The organism is Kribbella sandramycini (assembly GCF_013131805.1).
GTDB classification, from domain to species: Bacteria; Actinomycetota; Actinomycetes; order Propionibacteriales; family Kribbellaceae; genus Kribbella; species Kribbella sandramycini.
The window spans coordinates 151,822-167,182 of record NZ_JABJRC010000007.1 but is presented as its reverse complement, the minus strand read 5'-3'; the positions used below and the strand labels follow the sequence as shown (position 1 = coordinate 167,182).

The following is a 15,361-nucleotide window of genomic DNA, read 5'->3' as shown; positions in this document are numbered from 1 at the left end:
GAGCGGGTGAACGAACAGCGCAAACCCCGGGTCGCGGTCGTCTTCGGCGGCCGGTCGAGTGAGCACGCGATCTCCTGTGTGACCGCCGCGAACGTCCTGCAGGCGATCGACCGGGACAAGTACGACGTGATCCCGATCGGGATCAGCACCAGCGGCCACTGGGTGCTGGAGAGCGGCGACCCGGACCGGCTGTCGATCACCGACGGCAAGCTGCCGGAGGTCGACGTCACCGCGCTCCCGGTGCTGTTCGGCGCGAACCGCGAGCTCGTGGTCAACGACCCGGGCTCGGTGCCGAACACCCTGGGCGAGGTCGACGTCGTCTTCCCGCTGCTGCACGGCCCGTGGGGTGAGGACGGCACGATCCAGGGGCTGCTGGAGATGTCCGACATCCGGTACGTCGGCTCCGGCGTCCTGGCCAGCGCGGTCGGGATGGACAAGCACTTCATGAAGGTCGTGCTGCAGGCCGCCGGGCTGGCGATCACGCCGTACGTCGTGATCCGCGATCGGGACTGGACGCGCGACCCGCAGGCGAGCCGGGACGCCGTCGCCGCGCTCGGCTACCCGGTGTTCGTGAAACCCGCCCGCGGCGGGTCGAGTCTCGGGATCAGCAAGGTGAACTCGGCCGATGAGCTGGCCGACGCCGTCGCGGCCGCGCAGGCCCACGATCCGAAGGTGCTCGTCGAGGCGGCGGCCCGGAGCCCGCGGGAGATCGAGGTCGCGGTCCTCGACGGGCCGGCCGGGCCCGAGGCGAGTATCTGCGGTGAGATCACGGTCTCCGGCGGCGGGCACGAGTTCTACGACTTCGAGACCAAGTACCTGCCCGAGGGGGACGACTTCGCGGCGCTGTCGATCCCGGCCGACCTGCCCGCGGAGCTCGCGGCGACGATCCGGGCGCAGGCGCTGACGGCGTTCGCGGCGATCGAGGGTGAAGGGCTGGCCCGGGTCGACTTCTTCGTGGAGCCCGACGGCCGTGTGGTCGTGAACGAGATCAACACCATGCCGGGGTTCACGCCGAAGAGCATGTTCCCGCTGCTCTGGGCGGCGTCCGGGCTGGACTACCCCGCGCTGGTGGACCGGCTGATCACGCTCGCGACCACCCGGCGAACCGGCCTGCGCTGACTGCGCGCAGCGCCTGTTGCAGGCGCTGCAGGGCTTCCCGAGCGGCAACGCGGGACGCCTCCGAACTCGGGTGCGTCGAGTAGCGCGCCTCGCGGTAGAGCGCGGCCAGGGTGTCGAGATCGTCGTGCGAGACGTCGACGGTGCTGAAGACGCGGGTGGTGAACTCGGCCGGGGTCTCGGCGGGCCGCCGGTCGAGCTCGACCGCCGCGGCCGCTTGTTCGAGGGCGACCCAGCAGGCGATCACGGCATCGTCCGGTGTGCCGCTCTCGACTCGCGTCAGGCCGGTCTCGACTGCTGCGGCGAGGCGCTCGGCGCGGACCCGCTCGACCTCGGCGACCTTGGCCGTGTCGCGGCGACGGCGCAGCCCGGCGTACAGGGCCCAGACGAGCAGCAGGCCGAACAGGACGGCGATCATCACCAGCCCGACGGTGATGACCAGGTTGAACCACTCCGGCAGCGCGGCCGCGGTTTCGCGCGGCGGTGGGGTGCCGCGGTCGAGCGGCGTCCGCGTCGGCAGCGGCGGGCGCGGCGGACGCTCGTCGAGCGGATCGACCGAACCGCTGGAGGCGGCCAGGATGACGATCGCGGCCACCGCGCAGCCGGTGACGAGCACGGCGGCGCCCTTCCCCCTCATGTCGGCAGGGTAGAAGGTAGACAGGGCGCACGCGGCGCGGTTGGCCGGAAGCTGCCCTTACGTGCAGGGGAAGACGATCGTGTTGTGCTGCTGGATGACGTCCGAGACGTCGGTCAGCGCGTTGGCCTCGGGGGCGTAGCGGTTCGGGACGGCGATTTCGAGGTTGAGCTTGCGGCCGATCGTGGTGAAGATGAAGCCGTTCCCGACCTGCTTGGCGAACCAGCCGACGCCGTTCACCTCGAAACACTGCGACTGCGCGTCGGCCATCTCGGCCGGCTGGGCGACGCCGCAGGTCACCTCGATCGCCGGATCGCCGTACGCCGTCGTCAGCGGGCTGACCGGTTCGGTGGCGCGGCGCTGCTCGTCCAGGACCTTCGCCGGCATCGCCTGCACCAGCGTCGTGCAGGCGGCCGCGATCTCGGGGCCGGGCGACGGGACGGGCACGGGCGCGGGCCCTGTGCTGCACCCGGCCAGCAGGAGCAGGCCGAGTGCAGCGGGGAAGAGCTTGGGCATGCGGGGGAGCGGAACCTCGGGTCAGATGTGGACGACCGGGCAGGTCAGCGTGCGGGTGATCCCCGGCACGTTCTGCACCTTGGCGACCACCAGCTTGCCGAGCTCGTCGACGTTACGGGCCTCCGCGCGGACGATCACGTCGTACGGGCCGGTGACGTCCTCGGCCAGGGTGACGCCCTGGACCTCGGCGATCTGGGCTGCGACATCGGCTGCTTTGCCGACCTCGGTCTGGATCAGGATGTAGGCCTGGACCACCACGTCGTTCTCCACTCAGTCGTCCTCAGCTGGGGGCACCGGCCACGGTACTGCACGCCGGCCGGGCGTACTCTTCGTTGCCGTGTCACGGTACCGCCTAGACTCCGTTCGGGTACATGGGAGGTCTTGTTGACGTGACAGAGACGTTGGGGAGCACGGGTGAGTTCGGCCTGATCGAGGCCGTCACCAAGCCGCTTGCCGCCAGTGCGGACGTCTTGGTCGGGCCGGGTGACGACGCCGCCGTCGTCGCGGTGCCCGACGGCCGGATGGTGATCACGACCGACCTGCTGGTGGAGGGCCGCCACTTCCGCCAGGACTGGTCGTCGGCGTACGACGTGGGTCGTAAGGCCGCCGCGCAGAACTTGGCCGATGTCGCGGCGATGGGGGCGCGGCCGACCTCGCTGGTGATCGGGTTCGGCGGTCCGGCGGAGCTGGCGGTCTCGTGGGTGCAGGAGCTGTACCAAGGGCTCGCAGACGAGTGTGAGCTGGTCGGCGCGGCGATCGTCGGCGGTGACACGGTCCAGTCGGAGAAGATCGTCATCGCGGTGACGGCGTTCGGCTCGCTGGAGGGGCGCTCGGCCGTACTGCGCTCCGGCGCACGGCCCGGTGACGAGGTGGCCGTGGCAGGTCGGCTCGGGTGGGCCGAAGCGGGTTACACCGTGCTGACACGGGGTTTCCGGTCGCCGCGGACGGTTGTCGACGCGCATCGGCGTCCGCAACCGCCGTACGCCGAGGGGCCGCGCGCGGCGATCGCGGGCGCATCGTCGATGTGTGACGTCAGCGACGGGCTGCTGTCCGACCTTGGGCATCTCGCGGTCGCGAGTCAGGTGGTCATCGACGTGCACACGTCGGCGCTGGTGGTGCCGGAGCCGCTGCAGGCGGTGGCGGCCGCGACCGGCGTCGATGCGATGAGTTTCGTGCTGACCGGCGGTGAGGACCACGCGCTGGTCGGCACGTTCGAGCCGGCCGACGTCCCGGAGGGCTGGACCGTCATCGGTTCGGTTGCCGAAGGCAATGAGGATCGTCCGGCCGGTACCGTCACCGTCGACGGCGCGCCGTACGCCGCCGCGACCGGCCACGCCCACTTCAGGAGCTGAGAGCCTATCGGTGAACTCCACGCCTACTGCGGGGCACTCGGCACGGCACCTCGCCGCACGGGTGCACAGGGCACGATGCGCCGCATCGAACCCTCCGCCCCCGCACGCCGATGCACCGCACCGAGCACCTCCTCGCTACGGCGTGGAGTTCACCGATAGGCTCTTGAGGATGAGTCGACCGCCACGAGTACTCACCATCGCCGGATCGGACTCCGGCGGTGGCGCCGGGATCCAGGCCGATCTGAAGGCGATGCTGGCCACCGGCGTCCATGGGATGAGTGTGCTGACCGCGATCACCGCGCAGAACAGCCTCGGCGTCCAGGGGGCGTGGGAGCTGCCGGAGGAGCAGGTGCAGGCGCAGTTCCGCAGTGTGGTGGACGACATCGGCGTCGATGCGGTCAAGACGGGCATGCTGGCGTCGGCGTCCATGGTGCGGGTCGTTGCGGCGCTGCTGCGCACGCTACCGCCGTCCGTACCGGTGGTGGTCGATCCAGTGTCGGTGTCGAAGCACGGCGACTCGCTACTGGCTGCGGACGCGATGGAGGCGGTGCGGTCCGAGATCGTGCCGCTGGCGACCGTGCTGACGCCGAACCTGACAGAGCTCGGCCCGGTGGCCGGTGTGGAGCTGGAGACGGTGGAGGACCGCGATCTGGCCGCCAAGACGTTGCTGGAGTCCGGTGCGTCCTGGGTGCTGGTCAAGGGCGGGCATGATCTGGGGGCGGCGTCGGTTGATGTCTTGCACGGCCCCGGCGTCCGTCGGGCCTACAGTGCGGTGCGGGCCGACAACCGGCACACGCATGGCACCGGTTGTACGTTGGCCAGCGCGATCGCGTCGTACTTGGCCCGCGGGCACGACATGGAGAGCGCGGTCGGCGCCGCGAAGGAGTACGTGACCGGTGCGATCGCGGCCGGGTTCGCACTCGGCGGCGGGATCGGACCGGTCGACCACGCGTGGAGATTTCGAGGGAGTGGCAGTTGACGAAGCAGCAGCCCCCGGTTGACGGGTACTGCGAGCAGTGCGGCTTCAACTACGACACGGGCGATCTGCAGGGCACCGTGACCCTGCTCGTCCGGCAGTCAGCGGAGTGCAGCATGGCCCTGACCAAAGCGGCCGCCGGGCCGGACCCGAACGTCGTCCGCCTGCGCCCTGAGCCCGATGTATGGTCGGCGATCGAGTACGCCTGCCACGTGCGCGACGTCCTCGAAGTGCAGCGGCTCCGGATCGCCCAGTGCCTGGCTGAGGACAGGCCGGTCTACGCCCCGATGGACCGCACCGGCCGGGTCAAGCAGGCCAAGTACGAACACCAGGACCCGATGGAGGTTGCCGCCGCCCTGGTCGGCTTCGCCCGCGAGTTCGGCGCCGCCGCCCGCGTGCTGACTCCACCCCAGCTGGGCAAGCTGGGCCTCTACAACTACCCGGTCCGGATGCCGCGCACCCTCGGCTGGGTCATCCGCCACACCGCCCACGAGATCCAGCACCACAAACACGACATCGTCACGATCCTGGCGAAGGTCGAGCCGCCGATCGTCCCCAAGCCCAAACCGGAGCCGGTCGAGGGCGAAGCGGAAACGGAAGAAGTGGCTACTGAGCAGCTGCCCACGTAGCTACCGCCTGCTCGCTCGTCAGATGGTCGAGGGCCAGGGCGGCGGCTCCGCGCAGGGGACCGTCGGCTTGGTGGGCGGCCGTGCGGATGGGCGGAGGAGTGGGGCGGCGGAAGGTCATCAGGCCTTCGAGATAGGTGGCTTCGAAGGCTTCGGGTGCTGCGGCGCGCAGGGGAACGGCGAGGCCGCCGAGAGTGACCACGTCGGGGTCGTGGGAGTTGACCAGGCCCGCGATGCCGGCGGCGATGGCGGTGGCTACTCGTTCGACAGCGCGGCGGGCAGTTGGGTCGGTGCGCTGGAGGATCGCTTCGGTGTAGGCGTGTGGGTCGTCGGGGTCGGGGTCGTGCAGGTGGTGAGCCAGGGCGCGGCCGTCGATTTCGAGGTTCCAGCAGCCGCGGGCCCCGCAGAGGCACTGTCGGGAGCGGTCGCCGAACGGGGTGTGGCCGAACTCGCCGGCCGCGCCCGAAGCGCCCAGCACGGGGACGCCGTCGATCAGGAGCGTCCCGCCGATACCGGCTTCGATGATGAGGTGGAGTGCGGTTCCGGCGCCTACTGCGGCGCCGGTACGGGCTTCGGCCACCCCGCTGAGGGTTGCGTCGTTCCCGGCCAGCAAGGAGACGCCCGTGCCGACTGTGACGATTTCCAGGTCCATCTCGAACCACTCCGGTGCTGAGGCTTGCAGCAGCAGCCGGTTGTCGCGCAGCGTGCCCGGAACGGCCAGACCAACCGCCTGCAGCCGCTCGCCGTACTGCTCCTGGGCTTCGCGCACCGCGCGGTGCAGGTGGTCGAGTACGACCTCGGCGCGCCGAGTGCGGTGCCGTCGGTCGGTCTGGCTCAGGAAGGTGCCGTCGAGCGCCACGACCGCGCTGCGCCAGTTGCTCTGCCTTAGGTCGAGCGCCAGCGCCACCGGGCCCTGGGGGTGCGCGCGGAGCAGGGTTGTCGGCCGGCCGCGGCCCTGACTCGGCGCCGGCGCCTCGGCGAGCAGCCGCACGTCCCGTAGTTTCGCGGTCACCTCGGTCGCCGAGCTCGTGCTCAGCCGCAGCTCGCGCGCGACCGCGGCACGGGTGATCCCCGGCCGGCGGCTCACCTGCGTGAGCACCTCGGCGGCCGTCTGCCATTGTCCGCGGCGGGCTGGAGTCATACGATCCTTCTATCTTATGCTCGGAGTACGAGTTTAATGGGAGGTGCTGTGAACGTCCGGGAGATCCGCGCCGTGCTGTTCGACATGGACGGGACGCTGGTCGATTCCGACGCGGTCGTCGATCGGAGCTGGAGCACGTGGGGGACGGAGTACGGCGTACCGGTCGCCGAGGTGCTCGCGGTCGCGCACGGCAATCCGGCCGCCGCGACCATCGCGCAACTGCGGCCCGACCTGTCGGCGGCCGAGCGGGTGGCGGCCAATGCCCGGGTCCTGCAGCTCGAGGTGGACGACGTGTCCGACGTCGTCCCGACCGCGGGCGCACTGGAGCTGATCGCGACGCTGGAGCGGATCGGCGTGCCGTGGGCGATCTACACGAGCGCGCCCGCGCAGCTGGCGAAGGTCCGGCTCGACGCCGCGGGGATCGCGCCGTCGGTCCTGGTCACGATCGACGACGTCAGCCACGGCAAGCCGGATCCGGAGGGCTACCTGCGGGCGGCCGAGTTGCTGAGTGTGCCGATCGCGGACTGCCTGGTCGTCGAGGACACCCCGGTCGGTCTGGCCGCGGGTAAGGCTTCGGGTGCCACCACTGCCGGCGTGAAGGGCATCCCGGCCGACATCCGGCTCCCTGATCTGCACCGGCTCGTCCAGCTGTTTACCGAATGAACGCCCGGGCCGAGGCGGCCCAGATCGGGATCAGCCTCTCCGCGCTGGGCTATCTGCTCGCCGGGCTCGGCGCCTGTGTCGCGATCCTGGCCCGGGACCTGGATGAGCCGACCGGTCGGCTGGCGCTGCTGTCATCGGCGTTCGCGGTCGGGCTGGTCGTGATTGCCGTCGTCGGTCCGATGCTGCTGCGGACGCGGTCGATCTCCGTCGTCCTGCGGATCGGGTCGGTGATCTGTGCGGCCGGCGGTGCGCTGATCGCGCTGGCGCCGGCGTACTCGCTCGTGGTCGTTGGCGGGCTGTGTGTCGGTCTGGGCGGTGCGTTGCTGGTGCTGGTCGCGCCGCTGATGCTGCACGGCCCGACAGCCGCAGCCCGGCTCAGCCGGGTCAACGCCGTGGCGAGCGCGGCCGGCATCCTCGCGCCGCTGACGATCGGCGTCGTCGATGCGCTCGGCATCACTGGGCGGGTGGCGATGGTGGTCGCCGTACCGCCGTTGCTGGCCCTTGCGTTCTTCAAGGGTGCGGACAGCACGCCGCCGGAGCCGGCCGAGGCGCCCACTGGGCATCCGGTCGGGCGGACGGTGTTCCTGGCCTGGCTGCGGGTCGTGCTGGCCGTCGGCGTCGAGTTCTGCTTCGTGGTGTGGGCGGTTGCCCGGTTGGCTGCGTCCGGTCTGTCGCTTCCGGTCGCTGCCTTGCTGGGTACGTCGTTCCCGGTCGGAATGGCCGTCGGGCGAGCGATCGGGCCGGTCCACTACCGCTCGGTGCCACCTGTCGTTTTCGGCGGGGCTGTGGCCATCGTCGGCACCCTATTGGTCAGCCTGCCCGACACGCCTGCGATCATCGCCGCCGGACTGGTCATTGCGGGCATCGGCGTCGCCCCGCTCTACCCGGTCACGCTCGCGGCCTTGGTGGCCACGCCGGGGCTCAACCCGACCCGTCTGGCCGGGCTGGGCGCGCTGGCATCCGGCACGGCCATCCTGATCACCCCGGCCGCGCTGGCCGGGCTGGCCCGGGTCGTCGACCTGCGAACGGCGTACCTGATCACCATTCCGTTGCTGGTGGCGCTGTTCGTGTTGAGCCGGCGTCCGGCGCCGGTGCGGACGCCTACCTTGGCACGGTGAGGATCTCGGCCCCGTCGTCGGTGATGGCGATCGTGTGCTCGGTGTGGGCGGTCAGACAGCCGGTCGCGCTGCGAAGCGTCCAGCCGTCCTCGTCGGTGACCAGTTTGTCGGTGTCGGCCATCACCCACGGCTCCAGCGCCAGCAGCAGCCCCGGCCGCAGCTTGTAACCACGGCCGGCCCGGCCCGTGTTCGACACGTGCGGATCCTGATGCATGGTCGACCCGATCCCGTGGCCGCCGAACTCGGTGTTGATCGGGTACCCGGCGGCACTCAGCACCGCGCCGATCGCGGCCGAGATGTCCCCGATCCGCGCCTCCGGACCGGCGGTCGCGATCCCCGCCGCGAGTGCGCGCTCGGTCGCGTCGATCAGCGCGAGGCTCTCTGCGGACTGCGTCGGGCCCACCACGAAGCTGATCGCCGCATCGGCCGCCACGCCGTCCTTGAGCACCGCCAGATCCAGCGTCAGCAGGTCGCCATCGGCCAGCGCGTAGTCGAACGGCTTCCCGTGCAGGACGGCGTCGTTCACCGCTGTGCAGATGTAGTGCCCGAACGGCCCCTTCCCGAACGAGGCCTCGTAGTCCACGTAACACGACGTCGCGCCGGCCGCCTCGATCAGCTCCCGCGTCCACCGATCGACCTCCAGCAGGTTCACCCCGACCGCACACCGCTCCCGCAGCGTCGCCAGGATGCCGCCGACGATCCCGCCGGTCACCCGCCCCCGATCGACCTCGACCGGACTCAAGATCTCAATCATCGAAACCCTCCGCCATGCCAATAACTATACCGGCCAAACTATAACGGTACTATCATTGGTCACATGGTCCGGCTCCCCCTCACCCCCGCCGAACTCGAACGCGGCCAGCGCCTCGGCGCCCTGCTGCGCGAGGCCCGCGGCCCCCGCTCGATACTCGACATCGCCCTGGCCGCCGAGATCTCCCCCGAAACCCTGCGCAAGATCGAGTCCGGCCGCATCTCCACCCCGGCGTTCCCGACCATCGCCGCCCTCGCCGAGGTCCTGGGCCTGTCGCTCGACACCCTCTGGGCCCAGATCAACCAGCCGGCCGCAGTCGCGACCTGAATCTAACTGGGGAGGCCGTACGACCGCAGGAGTTCGGCCAGGGTGGCTGGGGTGGTGGCGACCAGGTCGAAGACCTCGGCGTGGATACCTACTGAGCGGGCGCCTTCGACGTTCGCCGGGAGGTCGTCGATGAAGAGGATCGCGGAGGCGGGCTCGTCGACGGCTGCCAGGATGGCCTGGAAGTAGGCCGGGTCGGGTTTGGCGAGGCCGAGGTCACAGGAGTAGAAGCTCTGGTCGAAGAGGGCGCCGTAGTTGCGCTCGACGGCCATGATGTCGCGCCGGTAGGCGTGCTGGTTGGTCGCCAGGTGACACCCGATCCCGGCGGCCCGCAACCCTTGGATCAGCGCGGTCACCTCGGGGTCGGCGGCGAACCAGTGCCACGGCTCCAGCGCGGACTCCAGCGGGTCGGTGACGTTCCAGCGGCTCAGGACGGCGGCCAGGGCCTCCGGGAAGTCTTCCTTGCCGACGATCGCCGGCCGCTCGGAGCGCATCAGGTCGTTGACGAAGGCCTCGCCGTCGGCCGGGGCCATGGCGTGCAGGCGGGCCGCCCAGTCCCGCGTGCCGCGCTGGAGTACGCCGTCGGCGTCGAACAGGACCGTGGTGATCGCGGGCGTCATGCGCCCATCCTGTCAGCCCGCACCCCTTGACCGGTTCAGTCGGCATGCGCTTACCTAATGGCTACGTAAACATATCTGGACACCTTCCGGCGAAATCCAACAAGAAAGCGCCAGGTGAGGCGTATGCCGCTGAGCAGAAGGACGTTCCTCGCAGCCGGAACCGGCGCCGCCGTCGCCGGACTGACCGGGTGTGGATCGCGCAGCTCACTCGGGAGCGCGAGCGAGCTGACCATGTGGACCTGGGTCGGGTCCGTGAACGACGACCTGATCGGCCAGGCCGAGAAAGGCATTCCCGGCTACGACGGCCTGAAACTGTCGATGACCCGGATCGGCAGCAACTACAAGACCAAGGTGCTGACCGCGCTGGCCGGCAAGTCGCTGGTCCCGGACATCGTCGCGATCAACGACGACGTCGCCACCTACTTCCCGAACGCCGACCAGTTCCACGACCTGTCCGAGCTCGGCGCCAAGGAGCGCGAGAACGACTTCCTGGCCTGGAAGTGGAAACTCGGCGTCACCCCGCAGGGCAAGATGATGGCCTACCCGATGGACACCGGCCCGACCGCGCTCTTCTACCGCAGCGACCTGTTCGAGAAGGCCGGGGTCGACATCGACCCGGCCGCCGTCGCGCAGCAGGCGCCCGACTGGGACAGCTACATCGCGCTCGGCAAGAAGATCCAGCAGGCGATCCCCGGCGCCGCGATCACCGACAACGTGAACAGCGTCTTCGCCTACCGGATGGCGCAGCAGCCGCAGCGGTACATGACCGCCGACGGCCGGTACCTCGGCGACCAGGACCACGTCCGCGAGGCCTTCGATCTGGCGATCCGCGTCGTCCGCGAGGGCCTGTCGGCCAACGCCCAGGACGGTTCGACGGACGCCGACGCCGTCGTCACCAACGGGAGGTTGGTCGCGTTCAACGCTGCGGTCTGGTGGGCGCAGCTCGGACCGAAGAACGCGGCCCCGAAGACCAAGGGCAACTGGCGGGTGGCGGCGGCTCCTGGTGGCGCCGGCAACCGCGGCGGATCGTTCCTGGCGATCACGAAGTACTGCAAGAACCCGGAGGCGGCGTTCGCCTTCATCAGTTGGCTGGAGTCGGCGCAGAACCAGGCCGAGGCGTTCCTCGACCCGGTGCTGTTCCCGTCCACGCCGGCGTCGTACACGGACCCGAGACTGACTGCGCCGGACGAGTTCTTCGGCGGCCAGCGGATCGTCGACGTGTTCGCCGAGTCCGCGAAGAAGTACCCCGGCGCCTACTTCTCGCCGTACGACTCGATCATCGGCGACCAGCTCAGCGCGCAACTCGTCATCGTCGAGACCGGCGGCAAATCGCCGGATCAGGCCTGGAACGACGCTCAGGAACAGATCGAGCGGGAGTTGACGCGGGCGGGGGCGATCTGATGGCGGTGAACCGGATTCGGCAGGCGTTGCCGCAGTACGCGGCGATCTCGCCGTTCTTCATCCTGTTCGCGATCTTCGGCGCGTTCCCGGTCCTGTTCTCGATCTGGATCTCGTTCCACTCCTGGGACGGCATCGGCCCGATGCAATGGGTCGGCCTGGAGCAGTACCACTACCTGGTCACGGATCCGAAGTTCTGGCAGACCATCGGCAACACGATGATCATCTGGGTGCTGTCGACCGTCCCGATGCTGTTGCTGGCGCTGGTGATCGCGAACGCGCTGCACAACGCGACCCGGTTCCGCACCTTCTACCGGATCGCGTACTTCGTCCCCAACGTCACCTCGGTGGTCGCGGTGACGCTGGTCTTCGGGTCGATCTTCAGCAACAACTTCGGCCTGCTGAACGCGTTCCTGCAGTCGATCGGCCTCGGCAAGGTCGAGTGGCTGACGCAGCCCTGGGGGATCAAGATCGCGATCGCGACCATCGTCACCTGGCGCTGGGTCGGGTACAACGCGATCATCTTCCTGGCCGGCCTGCAGGCGATCTCCGCCGATGTCTACGAGGCCGCCAAGGTGGACGGCGCCAGCTCGCGCCAGACCTTCTGGCGGATCACCGTCCCGATGTTGCGCCCGGTGATCCTGTTCACTGCGGTCACCTCGACGATCGGCGGGCTGCAGATCTTCACCGAGTCCCGGGTGCTGTTCGGCGACACCAGCAACATCGGCGGCCCGGGCGACGCCGGGATGACGATCGTGTCGTACCTCTACCAGAGCGCGTTCATCAAGAACCAGTTCGGGTACGGCGCCGCGATCGGCTGGGCCCTGTTCGTGCTGATCGTGCTGTTCAGCATCATCAACTGGCGGCTGATCGGCGGGAACGACGACGAACGCGTCACCAGCCGGGCCCGCCGCCGGGCGGAGCGCCGGATCAAGCAGCAGAAGGAGACCGCCGATGTCCGTTGAGCGCATCCGCACGATCACCGGCCACGTCGTCCTGATGCTCGGCGTCGCGGTCTCGCTGTTCCCGTTCTACTGGATGGTCGTGATGGCCTCCAACACCACGCCCGACATCTTCGCCTACCCGCCGAAACTGGTGATCGGCTCGCACCTGTTCGAGAACATGGGCAAGGTGCTCGACAACGTCGACTTCTTCGGCTCGATGCTGCTCACGCTGGTGGCCGCGCTGTCGGTCACCGTGCTGGTGCTGTTCTTCGACTCGCTGGCCGCGTTCGCGTTCGCGAAGTACGAGTTCCCCGGCCGGAACGTCTTGTTCGGCCTGCTGCTCGCGACCTTCATGATCCCGGCGCAGCTGTCGCTGGTGCCGCAGTTCGTCACGCTGGCCCAGTTCGGCTGGATCGGGTCGCTGAAGGCGCTCATCATCCCCGGCGCCGCGAACGCGTTCGGCATCTTCTGGATGCGCCAGTACGCCAAAGGCGCGATCCCGGACGAGCTGATCTCGGCCGCCAAGGTGGACGGCGCCGGCTTCTTCCGGCAGTACCTGACCGTCGGCCTGCCGGTCCTGCGCCCCGGCCTGGCCTTCCTCGGCATCTTCACCTTCATCAACGTCTGGAACGACTACCTGTGGCCGCTGATCGTGATGACGGACCCGAACCGCCTCACGCTGCAGGTCGCCCTCGACCAGCTGAACGGGATCTACGGCACCGATTACTCGATGGTGATGGCGGGCGCGCTGATGAGCGTGATCCCCTTGATCGGGGTCTTCCTGATCGGAGCCCGCTCGTTCATCGCGGACCTCGCGGCCGGCGCGATGAAATTCTGACCTCACAACCTGTGAAGAGGACTTGTTTTGACTGACAGCAAACTCCGCTGGGGCATCCTCGGGACCGGGAACATCGCGTCCCGGTTCGCCGACCAGGTGCCGACGTCGCCGGCCAACGAGGTCGTCGCCGTCGGCAGCCGGTCGCTCGCCTCGGCCGAAGACTTCGGCAACCGGTTCGACATCCCCAACCGCCACGGCTCGTACGACGCGCTGCTCGCCGACAAGACCGTCGACGCCGTCTACGTCGCCACCCCGCACCCCATGCACCCCGAATGGGCCATCAAGGCCGCGGACGCCGGTAAGCACGTGCTCTGCGAGAAGCCGCTGGCCATCAACCGCGACTGGGCGGAAGCGATCATCGAGGCCGCCGTCCGCAACGACGTCTTCCTGATGGAGGCGTACATGTACCGCTGCCTCCCGCAGACCAAGCTGGTCGCCCAGCTGGTCCGCGACGGCGAGCTCGGCAAGGTGCACCAGATCGAGGCGACGTTCGCCTTCAACGCCTCCTTCAACCCCACCAGCCGCATCTACGCCGACGAGCTGGCCGGCGGCGGCATCCTGGACGTCGGCGGCTACCCGGTCTCCTACGCCCGTCTGATCGCTGGCGCCGCCACCGGCCTCCCGTACGCCGAACCGGCCGCCGTGAACGCGGTCGGGACGGTCGGCGAGACCGGTGCCGACGAGTGGACCGCCGCCACCTTGTTCTTCGACGGCGGCGTCACCGCACACGTGACCACCGGCGTCCGCCTCGGCGATCAGAACCAGCTGCGCATCGTCGGCAGCAAGGGCTACCTGATCGTCGAGGACCCGTGGTTCGGCGGCGACGGCAAACCGACGCACGTCACGCTGCACCGGGTGGGGGAGGACGTGCGGGAGATCTCCGCCGAGCCCGCGCTCATCTACGCGGCCGAGGCCGAAGCGGTCGCCGCAGCCATCGCCGACCGGCAGGCCCCGGAGATGAGCTGGGCCGACACCCTCGGCAACCTCACGGTCCAGGACGCCTGGCGGGCCGCGATCGGCCAGCAGTACGCGATCGAGCGTGACGACGCCGCCATCCCGACCGCAAGCGGCCGTCCACTGGCCGAACGCCCGGATGCCCCGATGAAGTACGGGACCGTCCCCGGCCTCGACAAGCAGGTCTCGCGCCTGGTGATGGGCGTCGACAACCAGCACAGCCTGACCCACGCGGCCACGGTCTTCGACGACTTCGTCGAACGCGGCGGGACGACGTTCGACACGGCGTACATCTACAGCGGCGGGTACGGCGAGCGGCTGCTCGGGCAGTGGATCAAGACCCGCGGCAACCGAGACGAGGTCGTCGTCATCGGCAAGGGCGCGCACACCCCGCACTGCGACCCGGAGTCGATCACCCGGCAGCTGCACGAGAGCCTCGACCGGCTGCAGACCGATCACGTCGACCTCTACCTGATGCACCGCGACAACGAGGAGATCCCGGTCGGGGAGTTCGTCGACGTCCTCGACGAGCACTTCAAGGCCGGCCGGATCAAGGCGTACGGCGGCTCCAACTGGACCACCGCCCGCTTCGACGAGGCCAACGCGTACGCCGCGGCCAACGGCAAGCAGCCGTTCACCCTGCTCAGCAACCACCTCAGCCTCGCCCGGGCGTACGACGTCCCGTGGGCCGGCTGCAGGCATGTGTCGGACGACGACTCCCAGGCCTGGCTGCGGGAGCGTCAGGTCGCGCTCTTCCCGTGGTCGAGCCAGGCCCGTGGATTCTTCACCGGACGGGCGAAACCGGAGGACCGCTCGGACGAGGAGCTGGTCCGCTGTTTCTACTCCGACGAGAACTTCCGTAGGCTGGACCGGGCCCGGGAGCTCGCGTCCGCCAAGGGAGTCGAGCCGACGGCGATCGCACTGGCCTGGCTGTTGCACCAGCCGTACCCGGTGTTCCCGCTGATCGGGCCGCGGCACCTCAGCGAGACGCGGACCTCGACCCCTGGTCTGAGCATCGAGCTGACCGACGAAGAAGTGGCGTACCTCACGGCGTGAGCTGAGCCGGTGGACCGAATTGGTCGAGCAGTGACACCCATGTAACATGGTCTGTCGGTGTCAAGACCCTGAACACGGAGAATCATGTCTAAGATTTGCGATGTCTGCGGCAAGCAGCCGAAGTTCGGCAACAGCGTTGCCCGCCTGGGTAAGGGCGCGATGATCCGGCGCGTCAAGGCTCGTACGCCGCGTCGTTTCAACCCCAACATCCAGCCGGTCCGGGCCATCATCAAGGGCACCCCGACCCGCATGAAGGTCTGCACGTCCTGCATCAAGGCCGGCAAGGTCCAGCGCGTCGTCGGCTAGTCGACTCGGGGCGGGGGTCATCCCTGCT

General features: G+C 69.3%; 18 protein-coding genes. 12 read left to right on the top strand and 6 right to left on the bottom strand.

Annotated features, from left to right (window positions below):
* Window positions 1-6: 6 nt before the first annotated feature.
* Window positions 7-1,119: a D-alanine--D-alanine ligase gene (locus tag HPO96_RS26440; RefSeq protein ID WP_171677043.1), complete on the top strand. Its 1,113-nt coding sequence runs from the start codon at window positions 7-9 to the stop codon at window positions 1,117-1,119.
* Here HPO96_RS26440 and HPO96_RS26435 read toward each other — a convergent pair.
* The 3 genes from HPO96_RS26435 to HPO96_RS26425 are packed head-to-tail and all read right to left on the bottom strand — an operon-like array spanning window position 1,082 to window position 2,524.
* Window positions 1,082-1,753: a DUF4129 domain-containing protein gene (locus tag HPO96_RS26435; RefSeq protein ID WP_171677042.1), complete on the bottom strand. Its 672-nt coding sequence runs from the start codon at window positions 1,751-1,753 to the stop codon at window positions 1,082-1,084. The two genes, HPO96_RS26440 and HPO96_RS26435, sit on opposite strands and share 38 nt — an antisense overlap.
* Before the next feature lie 57 nt (window positions 1,754-1,810).
* A complete protein-coding gene (locus HPO96_RS26430; protein ID WP_171677041.1) occupies window positions 1,811-2,266 on the bottom strand; it encodes a DUF3515 domain-containing protein in 456 nt (151 codons plus the stop codon).
* 21 nt (window positions 2,267-2,287) lie between these two features.
* Window positions 2,288-2,524: an Lrp/AsnC family transcriptional regulator gene (locus tag HPO96_RS26425; RefSeq protein WP_026163142.1), complete on the bottom strand. Its 237-nt coding sequence runs from the start codon at window positions 2,522-2,524 to the stop codon at window positions 2,288-2,290.
* A 131-nt stretch (window positions 2,525-2,655) separates the two neighbouring features.
* On the opposite strand from HPO96_RS26425, the gene HPO96_RS26420 reads away from it, so the two are divergent.
* The 3 genes from HPO96_RS26420 to HPO96_RS26410 all read left to right on the top strand — a co-directional run bounded on the left by HPO96_RS26420 (window position 2,656) and on the right by HPO96_RS26410 (window position 5,223).
* Window positions 2,656-3,618, top strand: a complete 963-nt coding sequence (locus HPO96_RS26420; protein ID WP_171677040.1) for a thiamine-phosphate kinase — start codon at window positions 2,656-2,658, stop codon at window positions 3,616-3,618.
* A 169-nt stretch (window positions 3,619-3,787) separates the two neighbouring features.
* Window positions 3,788-4,597 carry a bifunctional hydroxymethylpyrimidine kinase/phosphomethylpyrimidine kinase gene (gene thiD / locus HPO96_RS26415; RefSeq protein WP_171677039.1) on the top strand — a complete coding sequence of 270 codons (810 nt, stop codon included), beginning with the start codon at window positions 3,788-3,790 and terminating at the stop codon, window positions 4,595-4,597.
* A complete protein-coding gene (locus HPO96_RS26410) occupies window positions 4,594-5,223 on the top strand; it encodes a DinB family protein (RefSeq protein ID WP_171677038.1) in 630 nt (209 codons plus the stop codon). Before thiD ends, HPO96_RS26410 begins: the two co-directional genes overlap by 4 nt.
* On the opposite strand, the gene HPO96_RS26405 is transcribed toward HPO96_RS26410, so the two are convergent.
* Entirely contained in the window at window positions 5,201-6,361 is a 1,161-nt protein-coding gene (locus tag HPO96_RS26405) for an ROK family transcriptional regulator (protein ID WP_171677037.1), read from the bottom strand. The two genes, HPO96_RS26410 and HPO96_RS26405, sit on opposite strands and share 23 nt — an antisense overlap.
* A gap of 48 nt (window positions 6,362-6,409) precedes the next feature.
* On the opposite strand from HPO96_RS26405, the gene HPO96_RS26400 reads away from it, so the two are divergent.
* Window positions 6,410-7,024 (top strand): HAD-IA family hydrolase, encoded by a 615-nt coding sequence (locus tag HPO96_RS26400; RefSeq protein WP_337796817.1) that lies wholly within the window; start codon window positions 6,410-6,412, stop codon window positions 7,022-7,024.
* Entirely contained in the window at window positions 7,021-8,142 is a 1,122-nt protein-coding gene (locus tag HPO96_RS26395) for an MFS transporter (RefSeq protein WP_171677035.1), read from the top strand. The genes HPO96_RS26400 and HPO96_RS26395 overlap by 4 nt, the downstream gene beginning before the upstream one ends.
* Here the strand turns inward: HPO96_RS26395 and map are convergent.
* Window positions 8,126-8,896: a type I methionyl aminopeptidase gene (map, locus tag HPO96_RS26390; protein ID WP_171677034.1), complete on the bottom strand. Its 771-nt coding sequence runs from the start codon at window positions 8,894-8,896 to the stop codon at window positions 8,126-8,128. The two genes, HPO96_RS26395 and map, sit on opposite strands and share 17 nt — an antisense overlap.
* A gap of 63 nt (window positions 8,897-8,959) precedes the next feature.
* On the opposite strand from map, the gene HPO96_RS26385 reads away from it, so the two are divergent.
* On the top strand, window positions 8,960-9,220 hold the full coding sequence (locus HPO96_RS26385) for a helix-turn-helix domain-containing protein (protein ID WP_171677033.1): 261 nt from the start codon (window positions 8,960-8,962) through the stop codon (window positions 9,218-9,220).
* A 2-nt stretch (window positions 9,221-9,222) separates the two neighbouring features.
* Here HPO96_RS26385 and HPO96_RS26380 read toward each other — a convergent pair whose 3' ends face one another.
* Window positions 9,223-9,837: an HAD-IA family hydrolase gene (locus HPO96_RS26380; RefSeq protein ID WP_171677032.1), complete on the bottom strand. Its 615-nt coding sequence runs from the start codon at window positions 9,835-9,837 to the stop codon at window positions 9,223-9,225.
* 123 nt (window positions 9,838-9,960) lie between these two features.
* Here HPO96_RS26380 and HPO96_RS26375 point away from each other — a divergent pair, with 123 nt between their 5' ends.
* The 5 genes from HPO96_RS26375 to rpmB all read left to right on the top strand — a co-directional run bounded on the left by HPO96_RS26375 (window position 9,961) and on the right by rpmB (window position 15,333).
* Complete coding sequence (locus HPO96_RS26375) at window positions 9,961-11,238, top strand: ABC transporter substrate-binding protein (protein ID WP_171677031.1); 1,278 nt, start codon at window positions 9,961-9,963, stop codon at window positions 11,236-11,238.
* Window positions 11,238-12,200 (top strand): carbohydrate ABC transporter permease, encoded by a 963-nt coding sequence (locus HPO96_RS26370; protein ID WP_171677030.1) that lies wholly within the window; start codon window positions 11,238-11,240, stop codon window positions 12,198-12,200. The genes HPO96_RS26375 and HPO96_RS26370 overlap by 1 nt, the downstream gene beginning before the upstream one ends.
* Window positions 12,190-13,017 (top strand): carbohydrate ABC transporter permease, encoded by an 828-nt coding sequence (locus tag HPO96_RS26365; protein WP_171677029.1) that lies wholly within the window; start codon window positions 12,190-12,192, stop codon window positions 13,015-13,017. Before HPO96_RS26370 ends, HPO96_RS26365 begins: the two co-directional genes overlap by 11 nt.
* Before the next feature lie 27 nt (window positions 13,018-13,044).
* The gene (locus tag HPO96_RS26360; protein WP_171677028.1) at window positions 13,045-15,027 is read left to right on the top strand and encodes an aldo/keto reductase; all 1,983 of its coding nucleotides are present in this window, start codon (window positions 13,045-13,047) and stop codon (window positions 15,025-15,027) included.
* Window positions 15,028-15,111: 84 nt separating this feature from the next.
* On the top strand, window positions 15,112-15,333 hold the full coding sequence (rpmB, locus tag HPO96_RS26355; RefSeq protein ID WP_171677027.1) for a 50S ribosomal protein L28: 222 nt from the start codon (window positions 15,112-15,114) through the stop codon (window positions 15,331-15,333).
* Window positions 15,334-15,361 lie beyond the last annotated feature (28 nt).